We start from the raw sequence: 16772 nt of genomic DNA on the forward strand, positions 1-16772 counted from the left end.
GATTGGTGCGGTCGAGAAGACTCGAACTTCCACGGGAGTTACCCCACAGCGACCTCAACGCTGCGCGTCTACCAATTCCGCCACGACCGCACGTGATCAGGTAGGCTGGGGGCGATATAGCGAAGCGCTCGGGGGATGTGAAGCGCAAAAAACGCCGCTCCGGAATTTTCCTGCGCGGCACCCCGCCCACTGGACATTTGGCCCGCGCTTGCGCAGATGAAGGCCAGTGCAGGACAGGAGCGGCACATGGTCGAATGGATCATCACCGATGGGCTGACGGACTACCGGACGGCCGAGCGCGCCATGGAAGCGCGGGCCGCGCAGATCGCGGCGGGCACGGCGGAGGAAGCCGTCTGGCTTGTGGAACATCCGCCGCTCTACACCGCCGGCACCTCTGCCAAGCCCGAAGACCTGACCGACCCCGACCGGTTCCCCGTCTACCCGACCAAGCGCGGCGGGCAATATACCTATCACGGGCCCGGGCAGCGCGTGGCCTATACGATGCTCGATGTCGGCAAGCGCGGGCGCGACGTGCGCTGTTTCGTCGACCAGCTGGAACGCTGGGTGATCGGCAGCCTCGCCACATTTCAGGTGACGGGCGAGAAACGCACGGGCCGTGTCGGCGTCTGGGTGACGCGCCCCGACCGCCCGCCCCTGCCCGACGGCAGCCCGGCGGAAGACAAGATTGCCGCCATCGGCATCCGCCTGCGCCGCTGGATCTCGTTTCACGGCATCTCGGTCAATGTCGATCCGGCGCTGGAGGATTTTTCCGGCATCGTGCCCTGCGGGATCACCGATCACGGGGTGACGAGCCTCGTCGACCTCGGCCTGCCGGTCACCATGGCGGATCTCGACCTCGTGTTGCGCGCGCAGTTCGAGACGCTGTTCGACAGCCCGACCGTTACCACGGACGATACGGCGCTGCTCGCCGCCGCGGACGCCCCGGCTTGAACGCAGCCGCTTGGCGGGGCGGTGTGGGTTGCGGGCGGGCGCTCACGGGCACGTGACGGTTCAAAAGTGGCAATCTGCGGCATCGCGGCAGTTGTGATTGGCGAAACGCTTCGCTAGAGACAACAATGACAAAAGACACGCGCGCACCCCGGGCATGGGGATTCGCGTCATAAGAGACGTTCAGGAGACCATTTATGGCAGACGCAGCTGCACAGGCGCATGAAGAGCATGCCCGTCCGGGGTTCTTCACCCGGTGGTTCATGTCGACGAACCACAAGGATATCGGGATTCTCTATCTCTTCACCTCGGCGATTGTCGGGTTCATCTCGATCCTCTTCACCGTCTATATGCGGATGGAGCTGATGGAACCGGGTGTCCAGTATATGTGCCTCGAAGGCGCATCGCTGGTCGCCCAGTCGGCGGATGCCTGTACGCCCAACGGCCATCTGTGGAACGTGATGATCACCTATCACGGCATCCTGATGATGTTCTTCGTGGTCATTCCGGCCATGTTCGGCGGTTTCGGTAACTATTTCATGCCGTTGCAGATCGGTGCACCGGACATGGCCTTCCCGCGGATGAACAACCTGAGCTTCTGGATGTATTTCGCGGGCTGTGCGCTCGGCATTGCCTCGCTGCTCTCTCCGGGCGGCAACGGCCAGCTCGGGTCGGGTGTCGGCTGGGTGCTCTATGCACCGCTGTCCACCAACGAAGCGGGCATGTCGATGGACCTCGCGATCTTCGCGGTCCACGTCTCGGGTGCCTCCTCGATCCTCGGCGCGATCAACATGATCACGACCTTCCTGAACATGCGCGCGCCGGGCATGACGCTCTTCAAGGTGCCGCTCTTCGCCTGGTCGATCTTCGTCACCGCCTTCCTGATCCTGCTGTCCCTGCCGGTTCTGGCGGGCGCCATCACGATGCTGCTGACGGACCGCAACTTCGGCACGACCTTCTTCGATCCGGCCGGCGGCGGTGATCCGGTGCTCTACCAGCACCTGCTCTGGTTCTTCGGCCATCCGGAAGTCTACATGATCATCGTGCCGGGCTTCGGCATCATCAGCCACGTGATCGCGACCTTCTCGCGCAAACCGATCTTCGGCTACATGCCGATGGTCTGGGCGATGATCGCGATCGGCGTCCTCGGCTTCGTCGTCTGGGCGCACCACATGTACACGGTGGGCATGTCGATCACCCAGCAGAGCTACTTCATGCTGGCGACCATGGTCATCGCGGTGCCGACCGGGGTGAAGATCTTCTCCTGGATCGCGACCATGTGGGGCGGCTCCATCGAGTTCAAGACGCCGATGCTCTGGGCTTTCGGCTTCCTGTTCCTCTTCACCGTGGGCGGCGTGACCGGTGTGGTCCTGTCGCAGGCCGGTGTCGACCGCGCCTATCATGACACCTATTACGTCGTGGCCCACTTCCACTATGTGATGTCGCTCGGCGCCGTCTTCTGCATCTTCGCCGGGATCTACTACTGGATCGGCAAGATGTCGGGCCGCCAGTATCCCGAATGGGCCGGCAAGCTGCATTTCTGGATGATGTTCATCGGGGCCAACCTGACCTTCTTCCCCCAGCACTTCCTGGGCCGTCAGGGCATGCCGCGCCGCTACATCGACTATCCGGAAGCCTTCGCCTACTGGAACTACATCTCCTCCTGGGGTGCGTTCCTGTCCTTCGCCTCCTTCCTCTTCTTCATCGGGATCGTCTTCTACACGCTGACCCGCGGCAAGAAGGTCGAGGATCCGGCATATTGGGGCGAAAGCGCGGACACGCTGGAATGGACCCTGCCGAACCCGCCGCCCGAACATACGTTCGAGACGCTGCCCACGCAGGACATGTGGGACAAGCATCCGCAGCATTGAGCCGCGATGGCAGAGTTTGACAAAGACAGGAACGGGGCCGGTGCAGATGCATCGGCCCCGCGCCGTTCAGGCGATGCCGATGGCCTGCGCCCTTCGGACCGGCGCCCGCCCCTGCCCGCGACCGAACCGCTCTATGCGGTGACGCTCTGGCCCCACAGGTCGCTGAGCGAAACCGGCTTCCGCACACTCCTCCTGATCGTCTTCGCCGGGCTGGTCATTCCCGTCCTGCCCTTTCTCGGCTCGCCGGTGGCGCTGGTGCTCATCCTCTTCGCGCTGGCGACGCTGGCGCTCCTCTGGCTGCTCCTGCGCCGCAACTATCGCGACGCCCGCCTGCAGGAGGACCTGCGGCTCTGGCGTGGGCTGATCCTTGTCGAGCGGCGCGAGGCAGACGGGCGCGAACGGATCTGGCACGCGGACCCGACATGGGTGGGACTCACCTGCCGCGAACAGGGCGGTCCGGTCGACCATTACCTGACGCTCACCGGCAACGGACGCACGATCGAGCTTGGCGCATTCCTCAGCCCCGAGGAGCGGCAGCAGCTCTCCGAGGAACTGGACGCGGCCCTGACCCGCGCACGCAGCGCCGACCATCCAGCGAACGGGTGACGCGCGCGGACCTTGCGACCGCGCATTGGCGCCGATCACCAATTGAGATGCGTGATGAACCGAAACGGGATTTCATCACAGATCGGTCGTCGATTGCCATGCTAACCTGCTGACTTTGAAAAGTGGGGGATAGTCATGAAAACCATAGTGAAACTGGTTGCGTGTGTTGTTGCCGTCTCGGTTCCCTTTGCCGGCATCGCGCAGGATATCAAGCCGGGCACCCGGATCACCGTCACCTCGGACTGGCACGCCAAAAACGGTGGGCCGTACAGCCCGAACATTGTGTCGTGCAACTCCAATAGTGGGCTTTGCCTGAAAGACACCGGCACATCGGCACAGGTCAATGCCATGACCAAAACCGCCAAGGGCTTGCAGGTCGTGTTCAAGGATTACGGCGTCGTCTACATGTTTCGCCCCGGCGGCAAGGGCACATTTCACGATATGAACGGAAAGCAGACTGGGACTTTTGCATGGGTCCAGTAGCGCGCCAAACACCAAGGGCCGGCAAGTGCCGGCCCTTTCAAACAACTTTGTCGCCTTGGTTCAGGTCAGCGCCGATTTGACCTTGGCGCCGACCTTGCCGAAATCCATCTGGCCGGCATAGTTGGACTTCAACTCGCCCATGATCTTGCCCATGTCGCGCACCGATTCCGCGCCGACCTTCTTGATCGCCGCGCGAATGGCCACGTCGACCTCCTCAGCGTCCATCTGGCGCGGCATGAATTCCTCGATCACCTTGATCTCGGCCCGTTCCTGCTCTGCCAGTTCCAGCCGCCCGGCCTCTTCATAGACGCGCGCGCTCTCGACCCGCTGCTTCGACATCTTGGCCAGAATGGCGAGGATTTCGTCATCCGATACGCCGGTCGCGCCATCGTCGCCCCGGGCCGCAATGTCGCGATCCTTGATTGCGGCATTGATCAGCCGGAGCGTGCTCAGCCGCTCGTTTTCGCGGGACTTCATGGCCTCCTTGAGTGCCTGGTTGAGTCTGTCGCGCAGCATTTTTCACCCCCAAAGGTGTCTGTATCCGTTTACAAGGGGCCCAATATAGGGATTGCAGCGTCCGGGATCAACCATGGTGCAACTTTCTAAGGCACTGATAATCAACACTATTATTCTTCGTGACTGTGCTTGACCTGCGGGCATGGCCACCGTATTTTCCGCCAAATTCCACTATAGGATCGAAACCCATGTCCCTGTCCGCGCCGTCTGACCAGGCACTGGCCACCGCGCCTGCGCCCCAGAGCAACCCGACAGCCTGCCTCGTGCTGGCCGATGGACAGGTGTTCTTCGGACGAGGGTTCGGGGCCGAAGGGATCGCGGTTGCGGAACTCTGCTTCAACACCGCGATGACCGGCTATCAGGAAATCATGACCGACCCGAGCTATGCCGGACAAGTCGTGACCTTCACCTTCCCGCATATCGGCAATACCGGCGTCACGCCTGAGGATGACGAGCGCGCCGACCCGGCCGCGGCCGGCATGGTGGTGCGCTGGGACCCGACCGCACCGTCGAACTGGCGCGCCGCCGACGACCTGTCGGCCTGGCTCGCCAAGCGCGACCGGATCGGCATCGGCGCTGTGGACACGCGCCGCCTGACCCGTGCCATCCGGATGCAGGGCGCGCCGCATGTCGCCATCCAGCATGCGGCAGACGGCCAGTTCGATGTGGACGGGCTTCTGGAAAAGGCGCGCAGCTTCAAGGGACTCGAAGGGGCCGATCTGGCCAAGGACGTCACCTGTGCGCAGTCCTTCCGCTGGGACGACATGCGCTGGGCCTGGCCCGACGGCTACCCCAAGCAGACCGAGGCGCGCCACAAGGTCGTGGCGCTCGACTATGGTGCGAAACGCAACATCCTGCGTTGCCTGGCGTCGGCCGGCTGCGACGTGACGGTCCTGCCCGCGACGGCAACTGCCGAGGAAGTGCTCGCGCACAATCCCGACGGGGTTTTCCTGTCGAACGGTCCGGGCGACCCGGCCGCGACCGGCACCTATGCCGTGCCGATGATCCGGCACCTGATCGCGGAGACCGACCTGCCGATCTTCGGCATCTGCCTCGGCCACCAGATGCTGGCGCTGGCGCTCGGGGCCCGCACCCTGAAGATGAGCCACGGCCATCACGGCGCCAACCATCCGGTGAAGGACAAGGACACGGGCAAGGTGGAGATCACCTCGATGAACCACGGGTTTGCCGTCGACAGCCAGTCCCTGCCCGAGGGTGTGGTGGAAACCCATGTCTCGCTCTTCGACGGGTCGAACTGCGGTATCCGCATGGTCGACCGGCCGGTCTTCTCGGTCCAGTACCATCCCGAAGCCAGCCCCGGTCCGCAGGACAGCTACTATCTGTTCGAGCGGTTCGCCGCCGCCATGGACGCGCGAAAAGGCTAAAGATTTAGCCAAATTTTAACGCGACCCGCCAATCCTCCGCCAAGGGGGATCGGATGGGCAATCTTTTCACGGATCTGGACAAAGCACCGCCGGACCGGTACGACGCGCTTGCGGTGCCGCTCGGGCGGCTTCTGATGCGCAGCGGCGCGCTCCACCGGGAAGAGCTTGAACTCGGGCTCCTTCTGCAACGGCGCCAGAATGCCCCGCTCGGGGATATTCTCGTGGCCGAAAACCTCGCGGCGCGCGTCGATGTCCACGCGGCGCTCGCGCGGCAGGCGGGGCTAGCGCGCGTCAATCCCGATCACGCGCCGCCCGACCCTGCCCTTGTCGATCTCCTGCCGCTTGACGCCGAACTGGCGCTCCTTTGCCTGCCCTGGCGCTGGATCGACGGGCGTATCCTCATCCTGATTGCCGATCCGCGGCGCGAACGGGATGTGCGCGCGCTCTGTCATGCCGAAAGCGTCGGTCCGGTCACCTGCCTGCTGGCGCCGGCCGGCGCGATCCGCCGGTCACTCCTGTCCCAACGGGGCGTCGAACTGGGGGCACGCGCGCGCGACCGCTGCCCCGACGGGTTCAGCTGCCGCGATCTGGAACGCCCCGTGCAGCGGCTGCGCCTGTCGCTGGCGCTGCTGGCCCTTCTTCTGCTGCTGGGGCTCTGGCCAACCGTGGCGGCAAGTCTGGCGGTCTGGACGGTCCTGGTGGCAGCGATGGGGCTGACCGCGCTGCGGCTCGTCGCGCTGGCGCCCGCGTCGGGGCGCGTGGCCCCGGACCGGCGCCCGGTCCCGCTGACCGGCCGACGGCCCAAAGTCTCGGTCCTGATCCCCTTGCGGGACGAAGCCGCGATCCTGCCGGCCCTTCTGACCGCACTTGGCCGCTTGACCTATCCGCGCGCGCTTCTCGACGTGAAGCTGCTGGTGGAAGCCGATGACCGGAGCACGCGCAACGCACTTGGCGCAATCGTCTTGCCGCCGTGGATCACGGTGACGATCGTGCCGCCCGACGGGCTCCGCACCAAGCCCAAGGCGATGAACCTGGCGCTCGATTTCTGCGACGGGCAGATCATCGGTATTCTGGATGCGGAGGACCGGCCCGATCCCGACCAGATCGACCTCGCGGTGCGGGCGCTTGCGCAAGCCCCGCCCCGCGTGGCCTGTGTGCAGGCTCGGCTCGATTTCTACAACCGCCGCGCCAACTGGCTGTCGCGTCTCTTCACCATCGAATATGCGGCCTGGTTCCGCTGCCTGCTGCCCGCGTTGCAGCGGCTGGGCGCACCGATACCCCTCGGCGGAACCTCGGTCTATTTCCGGCGCGCGGCGCTGGAGCAGCTGGGCGGCTGGGACGCGCACAACGTGACCGAAGATGCCGACCTCGGCCTCCGGCTTGCCCGGTTCGGCTACCGGTGCGAGATGCTCGACAGCACCACATGGGAGGAGGCCAACGCCCGCATCCGACCCTGGCTGCGGCAGCGCGGCCGGTGGATCAAGGGCTATATCGTGACGTGGCGCACCCATATGCGCCACCCCCGCGCGGCCTTGCGAGACCTCGGACCGGGCCGCTTCGTGATGGCCAACCTGCTCTTTCTCGGCAGCATCATCGGATTTCTGGCGCAGCCCGCGCATATCCTTTTGTGGCTGCAGGTGCTCGGCATCAGCCATCTGCCCGGCCTGCCCGGCCCTGTGGTTCTGCTGACGCTCGGCCTGCTGCCATGGGTCGTGAATTTCGCGCTGCAATGGCGCGGCACGCGCCGTGCGGGCTGTGCGGGGCTGATGGTCTGGGTGCCGTGTTTCACGATCTACTGGACGCTGGCAGCGCTCGCGGCCTATCGCGCCCTGATCGGGCTATTGTTCCACCCGTTTGCCTGGGCCAAGACCCCGCATGGCGCGGGGCGGGACCCCCTTGTCACCCGACCGTCAGGCTGACGCTTCCGAGCGCCCCTATGGTCAGCCGGTAGTGCCCGCCCGCTGCAACGGCCCGGACCGGCTCATGCGCGCCGCACAGCACCACGTCACCGGCCCGCAAGGCGAGCCCGCGCGCGGTCAGCACGGTCGTCACATGGGCCAGCGCGTCGAGCGGCGGCTGCGGGACCGCATTGGCGGCCTGCAACAGCGTCCCGCCCGGCCCGTCGAGCCGCGTTTCGCCGAAATCGCCCGTGTCGAGGATCGACGGATCACAGGCCGCCCCGAGCACGCAGCCGATATTGAAGACATTGTTGGCCAGCGCCGTCGGCCCGTGCGCCGTGGCCAGCCCGCCGCGCCGGTCGAGCAACTCGAAAGCCGGCATCACCTCGGCCACGGCCGGGCGCACGGCGTCGGCCGTCCAGTCCGCCTGCCCGGCCAGATCGGCCCCGAGCCGCACCGCGATTTCACATTCGATGGCCGGCGACAGCCGCCCGTCGAGCCCCAGATTCCCCGGGTCGGATTGGATTTCGGCAGCAAAGATCCGGGCTGTGCCGGGCGCATCCACATGCTGTTTCGCCGCCTGCCCCGGCCCGTTCCACGCAATCTTGTATCCGCCGACCGGACCGCGCTGATGCGCCAGTTCTGCCGCCACGCGGTCCTGGATCTCGTAGGCCGCCGCCACATCGGCGATCGAGGCCGCGCGGTCGCGCACGGGTTCGCCGCCGGTGATCTCGCGCGCGATCTCCTCGGCCAGTGCAATCCGTTCACCCATCGGCGCTCTCGGCCTCCACTTTCAGGCGGGTCTCGTAGGCTTGCGAGATATGCAGGCGCGCGGCCTCGTCGGCCGTCGGCCCGTCCCGCGCCTCGATTGCGGCGACGATGGCTTCATGCTCGTCGAGCGCGGTCATATCCCGCCCTTCGGCGGCAAAGGATGTCGTGGCGAGCAGCGCCATCGACCTGTGCACCATGTCGAGTTGCTGGATCAGGTAGCGGTTGTGGCTCGCCATGTGCAACTGCCGGTGGAACCGCTTGTTCGCCCTCGACAGCGCCTCGGGCTTGCCCATCAGCTGCCGGTCGCGCTGGACCATATCCTTCAGGATGCGGATTTCCTCCGGCGCGGCATGCTGTGCGGCGAGCCGTGCCGCCAGCCCTTCCAGTTCCGAGCGGACGACATAAAGCTCGCCCAGCTGATCATGATCGAGCGATGCCACCACAAGACTGCGCCCGTCGCGCGCCAGAACGCCCTGCGTCTCCAGCCGTTGCAACGCCTCGCGGATCGGTGTGCGCGACACGCCGAACCGGTCGGCCAGTTCGCTTTCCACCAGCCTGTCACCGGGGCGGTAATCGCCCTGATCGATCGCATCGAGCACAAGCTCGTAGGCATCGCGATGGGCGCCCGTTTCTGAAGCCATGCGCCTGTCATCCCCTTGTTGTCGTTCCGTCACCTTATCGCCGCCCGCGCGCGAGGTCGACAGTGCATGCGACCGTATACGGACCTGTGGCCAACCGGTCCCGATCACACCTGTCACGGGCACCCCTTGCCCTGCCCGACCGTGCGGATTAAGGCTCGCCCATGGTCAAAGAGAATTTCTCCCATGTCGATGTCTGGGTCTTCGACCTCGACAACACGCTCTATCCGGCCGAGGCCAACCTATTCGCGCAGATCGAGGTCCTGATGGCGGGATTCGTGATGCGGGAACTGGGGCTCGACCGGACCGAGGCCGACGCGCTGCGCCGCGACTACTGGCACAATCACGGCACCACACTGGCCGGGCTGATGGACCGGCACGGGATCGACCCGGATCCCTATCTGCACGAGGTGCACGAGATCGACCTGAGCGGACTGGCAAAGGACGCAAAGCTCCATGCCGCGATTGCAGCACTTCCGGGGCGCAGGATCGTCTACACGAACGGGTCGCGCCGCCACGGCGAACGGGTGACAGATGCGCTCGGCCTCAACGGGCTGTTCGACGCGATCTACGGGATCGAGGATGCGGATTACCGCCCCAAACCCGAAGCCGCGGCCTTCGACCGGATTTTTGTCCGCGACGGGCTCGACCCGAAGTGTGGCGCGATGTTCGAGGATGATCCGCGCAACCTTGCCGTGCCACATGCGCGCGGCATGCGGACGGTGCTGGTTGGCGATACGGGCGACGCGCCGCATATCCACCACCGGACGGAGCGCCTGCGGGACTTCTTGACGCAACTGGGCTGACGGGCTTTGCACCTCGGCGGCGGACCTTCTAGGCTCGACCCATGACAGCGCAACATACCGATATTCTCGTGGCCGGCGGCGGTGTCGCGGGCCTGATCGCCACCATCACGCTGGCACGGACCGGCGCGCAGGTCACCTGCGTCGATCCGGTCCCGCCGGTGACGGACATCGCCGCCGAAGGCGCCGACTTGCGCAGCACCGCCTTCCTGCAGCCCTCGGTGGCGCTCCTGCGGTCGGCCGGTCTCTGGGACCGGCTTGCCCCGCATGCGCAACCGCTCGAGACCATGCGCATAGCAGATGCGGGCGGACCGGTTTGCGCCGTGCGCGAGCTGGCCGATTTCCGCGCCAGCGAACTGGGGCACGAGGCCTTCGGCTACAACCTGCCCAACTGGCTCTTGCGGCGCGAGTTCATGGCCGTGATCGGGGACATGGCGGGCGTCGATTTCGTCGCGCCTTGCAAGGTGGAGCGCATCACGCCGCGCACCAGCGGCCCGATCGTGCATCTCGATGACGGCCGCGCGCTGCGGCCGGAACTTCTGGTCGCAGCCGACGGGCGCGGCAGCCTGATCCGCAGGAGCCTCGGCATCGGGGTCAAAACCCGGACCTTCGGGCAGAAGGCGCTGGTCTTCAACGTGTCCCACCCCCGCCCGCACGAAAATGTCTCGACCGAGATCCACCGCGCCGGCGGGCCCTTCACGCTTGTGCCCCTGCCGGACGACAGCGATGGCACGCACCGTTCGGCGGTCGTCTGGATGGATCGCGGGCCGGAGATCCAGCGGCTGGCCGCGCTCGACACGGCGGCGTTCGAGGCGGCGCTGAACGAACGCGCCTGCGATATGCTGGGCCACCTGACCGTCATCAGCCGCAAGGTGGCCTGGCCGATCATCGCGCAGACGGCCGAGCGGATGACCGGCCCCGCAACCGTGCTGATGGCCGAGGCCGCGCATGTGGTGCCGCCCATCGGCGCGCAGGGGCTGAACATGAGCCTCGCCGATTTGTCCGCGCTCCGCGACATGGTGATCCGGGCCCGCACGGACGGTCGCCCGCTCGGTGATCCGGTCCTGCTTGCGGAGTATGAGAAGACCCGCGCGCGTGATGTGGCCCTGCGGACGACCGGCGTCGATCTGCTCAACAGCGCATCGATCATGTCGGCCCCCGCCCTGCGCGACCTGCGGCGGCAGGGCCTGCGGGCGCTCTCCGGCATGGCGCCGGTGCGCAAGCTCGCCATGCAGGCCGGTCTGGGCATGGGGCGCGGCGACGGCGCCTGAAGGCGGCCGCTGTCAGACGAGACCCGGCGCGTCCTTTTCCACGCTCAGGAGCACGTTCGATTCCACGTCGCCCACGCCCGGCAGTGTCATGATACGACGACGCAGGATGCGCTCGAAATCGGCCAGATCGCGGGCTACGACCCGCAGCCGGTAATCATAGACGCCGAGCACATGCTGCACGATCTGCACTTCCGGAATGGCGGCCACGGCGCGCTCGAAATCCTCCAGCGAGACACGCCCACGGGCGGCGAGTTTCACGCCGAGAAACACGGTCACGCCGAAGCCGAGCTTTTCGCGGTCGAGCACCAGCCGGCGCCCGAGGATGACGCCCGCCGCTTCGAGCCGCTTGATCCGCCGCCAGGCGGCGGGCTGGCTCAGGCCGACGCGACGGCCCACCGCACCTGCTGCAAGCGACCCGTCGCGCAAGAGTTCGCGCAGGATCTTGCGGTCCGTCTCGTCCAGATCGATGCGCGCCCCGTCGTCGCTCATATCGGCAGGCTTTCGCTGTGCTTCAGTTCGGAAACGAGCATCAGCGCCTCGATATCGAGGATGTGCGGCAGGGTCAGGATGCGGTCCTTGTAGATCTCCTGATAGTGGGCAAGATCGCGCGCGCGGATGTCCATCCGGATGTCGACCCGCCCGAGCAGCGTTTCCAGCCGCGTCACTTCCGGCACGTCGCGGGCGGCGCGGATGAAACTGTCGAACGCATTTGTCTCCGTCTTGTCGAGGGTGATGCGCAGATAGACCTCCACCTCATAGCCGAGCGCGCGCCAGTTGATGACCGTTTCGCGCCCGCGGATGATGCCGGCGGCCTCCATCCGTTCGATCCGCCGCCAGCAGGCGCCCGCCGACAGACCGACTTCCTCGGCCAACCGGGCGGTGCTCAGGTCCGGATCATCCTGCAGGATGCGCAGGAGTTTCCTGTCCATGTCGTCGACGGCGTGCATGATATTTCCGAAATCTTGGCTCAACACGAATTGGAATTTCCAGATATCGCGAATTTCCTGCAGATCAAAGGCGAAAATTCTCCGCAGACCGCTATTGTGACCGTCAGAGATACATCAATGGAAGGACAACGCCCATGCGCGTTTATTACGATCGCGATTGCGACATCAACCTGATCAAGGACAAGAAGGTCGCCATCCTCGGCTATGGCTCGCAGGGTCACGCCCATGCGCTGAACCTGCGCGACAGCGGTGCGAAGAACCTTGTCGTTGCCCTGCGCGAGGGCTCGCCCTCGGCGGCCAAGGCCGAAGCCGAAGGGCTGCAGGTCATGGGCATTGCCGAAGCCGCGGCCTGGTGCGACCTGATCATGTTCACCATGCCCGATGAACTTCAGGCCGAAACCTACAAGAAATATGTCCACGACAATCTGCGCGAAGGCTCCGCCATCGCCTTTGCCCACGGGCTCAACGTCCATTTCGGCCTGATCGAGCCGAAGCCCGGCATCGACGTGCTGATGATGGCACCCAAGGGCCCCGGCCACACGGTGCGCGGCGAATTCGTCAAGGGCGGCGGCGTCCCCTGCCTCGTGGCTGTCGACAATGACGCGACCGGCAAGGCGATGGAAATCGGCCTCTCCTACTGTTCCGCCATCGGCGGCGGCCGTTCGGGCATCATCGAGACCAATTTCCGCCAGGAATGCGAAACCGACCTGTTCGGCGAGCAGGCCGTGCTCTGCGGTGGCCTCGTGGAACTGATCCGCATGGGCTTCGAGACGCTGGTCGAGGCCGGCTACGAGCCGGAAATGGCCTATTTCGAATGTCTGCACGAGGTGAAGCTGATCGTCGACCTGATCTACGAGGGCGGCATCGCGAACATGAACTACTCCATCTCCAACACCGCGGAATATGGCGAATATGTCTCCGGCCCGCGGATCCTGCCCTATGAGGAAACCAAGAAACGCATGAAGGAGGTCCTGACCGACATCCAGACCGGCAAGTTCGTGCGCGACTTCATGCAGGAAAATGCCGTCGGCCAGCCCTTCTTCAAGGCGACCCGCCGGATCAACGACGAACATCAGATCGAGCAGGTTGGCGAGAAGCTCCGCGCGATGATGCCCTGGATCTCGGCCGGCAAGCTGGTGGACCAGTCCAAGAACTGATCTGCCGGATTTACCGGATGACTGGGGCCGGCCCTGCGCCGGCCCCTTTTTCATGCCTGATCGACAGGCCGCACCGTCAAAAATGATCGGACCGCGCTGACGCTGCGTAATCCAAAGCGACAGCAACAGGGAGATCAAGCATGTCAGACTTCACCATGTCCCGCCGGACGCTCCTGTCGGGCGTGGCGCTCGCCGGTGCCGCGAGCCTCGCCCCCGCCCTGCCCGCCCAAGCAGCGGCCGAGATGCAGGGGCTTTCCGTTCCCTCCGTCTACCGCTTCAAGATGGGCGATTTCGAGATCACGACGATCCGCGATGGCGGCGTGGCGCTCGACGGCCCGCACCCGATCTTCGGACAGAATGTCGACGCCTCCGAGGTGCAAGCGCTGGCGGAAGAGAATTTCCTGCCGCCAACCCGCATGGAAATCGGCTTCACCGTCACGCTGGTGAACACCGGGGCGGAGCTGGTGCTCTTTGACACCGGCAATGGCGACACGGGCCGCCGTCCGGCGGCGGGCCTGCTGCTCGACCATCTGGCCGCGGCGGGCATCAGCCCCGAGGATATCGACATTGTCGTCATCACACATTTCCACGGCGACCATATTGGCGGCCTGACCGAAGGCGGCAGTCCGGCCTTCCCGAACGCCCGCTATGTGACCGGCGCGACCGAATATGATTTCTGGACCGGAGACGCGGCTGCAGGCAACGACGCGCTCGCCAATTCCGTCAAGCTGGTGCAGGCCAAGGTCGTGCCGATGGCCGAGAAGATGACCTTCGTCGCGCCCGGGGATGCCGTCGTCTCGGGCATCGAGGCGGTGAACGCCTTCGGCCACACGCCCGGTCACATGGCCTACCGGATCGAGAGCGGCGGGCAGAACCTGATCCTGACCGCCGACACGGTGAACCATTTCGTCGTGTCGCTGCAGCGCCCCGACTGGCACGTCCGGTTCGACATGGACAAGGAGGCAGCGGCCAACACGCGGCGCGAGCTGCTGGGCATGATCGCCTCGGAACGCCTGCCCTTCATCGGCTACCACATGCCGGCACCGGCGCTGGGATATCTGGAACCCTATGACGGGTCGTTCCGCTACGTCGCGGCCAGCTACCAGTTCCACGTCTGACAGTCCCGGATCAGGCCCCAACGCCCGCCGCAGTTGCAGCGGGCGTTTTCCGTTCGACAACCCTCGACGGGTTCGCTAGAAGGGCGCCAACAGGCATCGCCCGCGGGTGGTGCGCACAGGCTATGGAAGATACGGCGAACCCATGGAAAACGTTGTCTTGGTCATTCACCTTCTGCTTGCGCTGGCGCTGATCGGCACCGTGCTTCTGCAACGGTCCGAAGGCGGTGGCCTCGGCATCGGTGGCGGCGGCGGTGGCGGCGGCCTGATGAGCGGCCGTGCGGCGGCAACTGCGCTGACCAAGCTGACATGGATCCTTGCCGTGGCGTTCCTCGTCACCTCGCTGACGCTGACGATCTTCTCGGCCCGCAATGCCAACACCGGTTCGGTCATCGACCGGGTCGAGGTGACCGAGGGTGACGATAACCTTGCACCGCCGGCCCCGGCCGGTCTCGAAGGGTCGCTTCTGCCGCCGAGCGCGGATGACGCGCCGGCCACGCCGCCGGCAGCCGACTGACCCGGCACGCTCTACCCCGCGCCGCCGCTTGCGGCGCGGTCAATTCCGGACATCACGAGAGCACGCGCGCCTGACCTTGTCGGTCAGGGTCGAATCCTGTATGCGTTGAGTCCCGTGATGCATCGTCGCGCGGTCCCTCGGGGCCGGACCAGATAACCAGACAATCACGGGGGCCATACAGGCATGGCACGTTACATTTTCATTACCGGTGGCGTTGTGTCCTCGCTTGGCAAAGGCCTTGCGTCGGCGGCACTCGGCGCGCTCCTGCAGGCGCGCGGCTATTCGGTCCGGCTGCGCAAGCTCGATCCCTATCTCAACGTCGATCCCGGCACCATGTCGCCCTTCGAGCATGGCGAGGTGTTCGTGACCGATGACGGGGCGGAAACCGACCTCGACCTCGGCCATTACGAACGGTTCACCGGCGTTGCCGCCCGCAAGACAGACAGCGTGTCGTCGGGCCGGATCTATTCCACCGTGCTGGAGAAGGAACGCCGCGGCGAATATCTGGGCAAGACCATTCAGGTCATTCCCCACGTTACCAACGAAATCAAGGACTTCCTCGACATTGGTGACGACGAGGTGGATTTCATGCTCTGCGAGATCGGCGGCACGGTCGGCGATATCGAGGGCCTGCCCTTCTTCGAGGCCATCCGCCAGTTCGCGCAGGACCGTCCGCGCGGCCAGTGCATATTCATGCATCTGACGCTGCTGCCCTATATCGCGGCCTCGGGCGAGTTGAAAACCAAGCCGACCCAGCATTCCGTCAAGGAGTTGCGCTCGATCGGGCTGGCGCCGGATGTACTGGTCTGCCGCTCCGAGGGACCGATCCCGAAGAAGGAACGCGACAAGCTGGCGCTCTTCTGCAACGTGCGGCCCGACAGTGTGATCGCCGCGCAGGACCTGAAGTCGATCTACGAGGCGCCGCTTGCATATCACCGCGAAGGGCTCGACCAGGCGGTGCTCGACGCGTTCGGCATCGCGCCTGCGCCGAAACCGGACCTGACTACTTGGGCCGACGTGGCCGACCGGGTCTACAATCCCGAAGGCGAGGTGCGGGTCGCCATCGTCGGGAAATACACCCAGTTGGAAGATGCGTACAAATCCATCGCCGAGGCGCTCACCCATGGCGGGATGAAGAACCGCGTCAAGGTCCGCGCCGAATGGATCGACAGCGAAGTGTTCGACCGGTCGGAAGATATTGCCGCCCATCTGGAAGGGTTCAACGCGATCCTCGTGCCCGGCGGCTTCGGCGAACGCGGCACCGAAGGCAAGATCAAGGCCGCGCAATATGCGCGTGAAAAGAAAATCCCCTATCTGGGTATCTGCCTTGGCATGCAGATGGCCGTCATCGAGGCGGCGCGCAACCTCGCCGGCCTCAGCGATGCCGGCTCGGAGGAATTCGACCATGAGGCAGGCGAGAAGCGGTTCACACCGGTCGTCTACCACCTGAAGGAATGGGTCGAGGGCAACCGGACGATCCAGCGCGATGCCGATGACGACAAGGGCGGCACGATGCGGCTCGGCGCCTATGACGCCGTGCTGAAGGAGGGCTCGAAAGTCGCGGAGATCTACGGCCGCACGGATATTTCGGAGCGCCACCGCCACCGCTACGAGGTCGATATCAAATATCGCGACAAGCTGGAGGGCTGCGGCCTCGACTTTTCCGGCCTCTCGCCCGACGGGCGCCTGCCGGAGATCGTCGAGTACAAGGACCACCCCTGGTTCATCGGCGTCCAGTTTCACCCCGAATTGAAGTCGAAACCGTTTGACCCGCACCCGCTCTTTGCCGACTTTGTGCGAGCGGCTGTCGAACAGTCGCGGCTCGTCTGAACCACGGAGCGGCACA

At 65.3% G+C, this 16772-nt stretch carries 17 protein-coding genes and 1 tRNA gene; 12 read left to right on the top strand and 6 right to left on the bottom strand.

The window, feature by feature from the left end:
- Positions 1 to 3: 3 nt before the first annotated feature.
- A tRNA-Leu gene (locus GSH16_RS10910) sits at positions 4 to 90 on the bottom strand.
- Between the two features lie 126 nt (positions 91 to 216).
- Between GSH16_RS10910 and lipB the strand changes: the two genes are divergently transcribed.
- The 4 genes from lipB (at position 217) to GSH16_RS10930 (ending at position 3908) form a co-directional block, all read left to right on the top strand.
- Entirely contained in the window at positions 217 to 951 is a 735-nt protein-coding gene (gene lipB, locus GSH16_RS10915; protein ID WP_160854910.1) for a lipoyl(octanoyl) transferase LipB, read from the top strand.
- Positions 952 to 1145: 194 nt separating this feature from the next.
- Positions 1146 to 2819, top strand: a complete 1674-nt coding sequence (locus tag GSH16_RS10920) for a cytochrome c oxidase subunit I (protein ID WP_160854912.1) — start codon at positions 1146 to 1148, stop codon at positions 2817 to 2819.
- Between the two features lie 6 nt (positions 2820 to 2825).
- The gene (locus GSH16_RS10925) at positions 2826 to 3425 is read left to right on the top strand and encodes a DUF2244 domain-containing protein (RefSeq protein WP_160854914.1); all 600 of its coding nucleotides are present in this window, start codon (positions 2826 to 2828) and stop codon (positions 3423 to 3425) included.
- Between the two features lie 135 nt (positions 3426 to 3560).
- Positions 3561 to 3908, top strand: a complete 348-nt coding sequence (locus GSH16_RS10930) for a hypothetical protein (RefSeq protein ID WP_160854916.1) — start codon at positions 3561 to 3563, stop codon at positions 3906 to 3908.
- A gap of 60 nt (positions 3909 to 3968) precedes the next feature.
- Here GSH16_RS10930 and GSH16_RS10935 read toward each other — a convergent pair whose 3' ends face one another.
- Entirely contained in the window at positions 3969 to 4424 is a 456-nt protein-coding gene (locus GSH16_RS10935; RefSeq protein ID WP_160854918.1) for a GatB/YqeY domain-containing protein, read from the bottom strand.
- 188 nt (positions 4425 to 4612) lie between these two features.
- Between GSH16_RS10935 and carA the strand changes: the two genes are divergently transcribed.
- Positions 4613 to 5809 carry a glutamine-hydrolyzing carbamoyl-phosphate synthase small subunit gene (carA, locus tag GSH16_RS10940; RefSeq protein ID WP_160854931.1) on the top strand — a complete coding sequence of 399 codons (1197 nt, stop codon included), beginning with the start codon at positions 4613 to 4615 and terminating at the stop codon, positions 5807 to 5809.
- Between the two features lie 53 nt (positions 5810 to 5862).
- Positions 5863 to 7728 carry a glycosyltransferase family 2 protein gene (locus GSH16_RS10945; protein WP_160854933.1) on the top strand — a complete coding sequence of 622 codons (1866 nt, stop codon included), beginning with the start codon at positions 5863 to 5865 and terminating at the stop codon, positions 7726 to 7728.
- Here GSH16_RS10945 and GSH16_RS10950 read toward each other — a convergent pair.
- Both GSH16_RS10950 and GSH16_RS10955 read right to left on the bottom strand, forming a co-directional pair.
- Positions 7709 to 8479 carry a hypothetical protein gene (locus tag GSH16_RS10950; RefSeq protein ID WP_160854935.1) on the bottom strand — a complete coding sequence of 257 codons (771 nt, stop codon included), beginning with the start codon at positions 8477 to 8479 and terminating at the stop codon, positions 7709 to 7711. The two genes, GSH16_RS10945 and GSH16_RS10950, sit on opposite strands and share 20 nt — an antisense overlap.
- A complete protein-coding gene (locus GSH16_RS10955; protein WP_160854937.1) occupies positions 8472 to 9119 on the bottom strand; it encodes a GntR family transcriptional regulator in 648 nt (215 codons plus the stop codon). The genes GSH16_RS10950 and GSH16_RS10955 overlap by 8 nt, the downstream gene beginning before the upstream one ends.
- Before the next feature lie 161 nt (positions 9120 to 9280).
- Here GSH16_RS10955 and GSH16_RS10960 point away from each other — a divergent pair, with 161 nt between their 5' ends.
- Complete coding sequence (locus GSH16_RS10960) at positions 9281 to 9922, top strand: pyrimidine 5'-nucleotidase (protein WP_160854939.1); 642 nt, start codon at positions 9281 to 9283, stop codon at positions 9920 to 9922.
- Positions 9923 to 9963: 41 nt separating this feature from the next.
- Entirely contained in the window at positions 9964 to 11190 is a 1227-nt protein-coding gene (locus tag GSH16_RS10965) for an FAD-dependent monooxygenase (RefSeq protein WP_160854942.1), read from the top strand.
- Positions 11191 to 11202: 12 nt separating this feature from the next.
- Here GSH16_RS10965 and GSH16_RS10970 read toward each other — a convergent pair whose 3' ends face one another.
- Both GSH16_RS10970 and GSH16_RS10975 read right to left on the bottom strand, forming a co-directional pair.
- Entirely contained in the window at positions 11203 to 11679 is a 477-nt protein-coding gene (locus tag GSH16_RS10970) for an Lrp/AsnC family transcriptional regulator (RefSeq protein ID WP_160854944.1), read from the bottom strand.
- A complete protein-coding gene (locus GSH16_RS10975; protein ID WP_160854946.1) occupies positions 11676 to 12137 on the bottom strand; it encodes an Lrp/AsnC family transcriptional regulator in 462 nt (153 codons plus the stop codon). Before GSH16_RS10975 ends, GSH16_RS10970 begins: the two co-directional genes overlap by 4 nt.
- A 134-nt stretch (positions 12138 to 12271) precedes the next feature.
- On the opposite strand from GSH16_RS10975, the gene ilvC reads away from it, so the two are divergent.
- The 4 genes from ilvC to GSH16_RS10995 all read left to right on the top strand — a co-directional run bounded on the left by ilvC (position 12272) and on the right by GSH16_RS10995 (position 16756).
- A complete protein-coding gene (ilvC, locus tag GSH16_RS10980; protein WP_160854948.1) occupies positions 12272 to 13294 on the top strand; it encodes a ketol-acid reductoisomerase in 1023 nt (340 codons plus the stop codon).
- Positions 13295 to 13434: 140 nt separating this feature from the next.
- Positions 13435 to 14412: an MBL fold metallo-hydrolase gene (locus tag GSH16_RS10985; protein WP_160854950.1), complete on the top strand. Its 978-nt coding sequence runs from the start codon at positions 13435 to 13437 to the stop codon at positions 14410 to 14412.
- Between the two features lie 142 nt (positions 14413 to 14554).
- A complete protein-coding gene (gene secG / locus GSH16_RS10990; protein ID WP_160854952.1) occupies positions 14555 to 14926 on the top strand; it encodes a preprotein translocase subunit SecG in 372 nt (123 codons plus the stop codon).
- 183 nt (positions 14927 to 15109) lie between these two features.
- Positions 15110 to 16756 carry a CTP synthase gene (locus tag GSH16_RS10995; RefSeq protein WP_160854954.1) on the top strand — a complete coding sequence of 549 codons (1647 nt, stop codon included), beginning with the start codon at positions 15110 to 15112 and terminating at the stop codon, positions 16754 to 16756.
- Positions 16757 to 16772 lie beyond the last annotated feature (16 nt).

The organism is Oceanomicrobium pacificus (genome assembly GCF_009833495.1).
Taxonomy (GTDB): Bacteria; Pseudomonadota; Alphaproteobacteria; order Rhodobacterales; family Rhodobacteraceae; genus Oceanomicrobium; species Oceanomicrobium pacificus.